Origin of the sequence: Promicromonospora kroppenstedtii DSM 19349, assembly GCF_000515355.1 — a bacterium.
Lineage (GTDB): Bacteria > Actinomycetota > Actinomycetes > Actinomycetales > Cellulomonadaceae > Promicromonospora > Promicromonospora kroppenstedtii.
This window is the reverse complement of the sequence record NZ_KI911720.1, coordinates 2994-3764: the sequence shown is the minus strand read 5'-3', so window position 1 is coordinate 3764 and position 771 is coordinate 2994. Positions and strand designations below refer to the sequence as shown.

Here is a 771-nt window from a genome sequence, read left to right as displayed (position 1 = left end):
GCCGGCGACCCGCGGCTGGCCGACGAGCTGGCCGAGGTCGTGCGCGGGTACCAGGCGCCGTCCGGCACCCTGACGGTGCTGGTCGACGGCGACCCCGTCACCCTCGACGAGCACGCGCTCGCCGAGGCGCGCGAGACGGCCGGCGGCACCGGGCTGCCGCACAACCAGGCCCGGGCCATCTTCAAGGACCTCGTGGTGGACGTCGTGGCCGACGAGGTCCAGGCCCGCGCCCGCGTGTTCCTCGCGAAGCTGGACGAGGACATCGAGGTGCTCACCGGCGGCGTGGACGTCGACAAGGCCGCCGCCGGCGACCTGGCGCGGCTCGGCTTCGCCCCCGACGACGGCGGAAGGTTCGGCCACGCCGCCGCCGTGGCCGAGCTGGACCCGGGCGCGCTCGCCGCGGAGCTTGCCGAGGACGTCGCCCTGGAGCGGGCCGTCGAGGAGGCGTGGCCCTACCTCGTGGCCCAGGACGTGGTGCTGGACCTGCTGGACACCCGCCCGGAGCTGGCGGTGCCCGACGCCGACACTCCGGCCTGGACCGCAGCCCACCTGCCCCTGCTCGATGAGGCCGAGCACCTGCTGAACGGCCCGCCCGCGCGGATCTACGGGCACGTGGTGGTCGACGAGGCGCAGGAGCTGACACCGATGCAGTGGCGCTCCGTGCTGCGCCGCTGCCCGGGGCGCTCGATGACCGTCGTGGGCGACCTGGCCCAGGCCGGTCCCGCGACCGGCGCCCGCTCGTGGGCCGAGGCCCTGGGCGCCGACCTGGCC

The 771-nt window shown here is 76.5% G+C and carries 1 pseudogene; it reads left to right on the top strand.

Annotated elements, in window-relative coordinates:
* A pseudogene (locus PROKR_RS37510) lies at positions 1 to 771 on the top strand (HelD family protein); the annotation flags it as partial.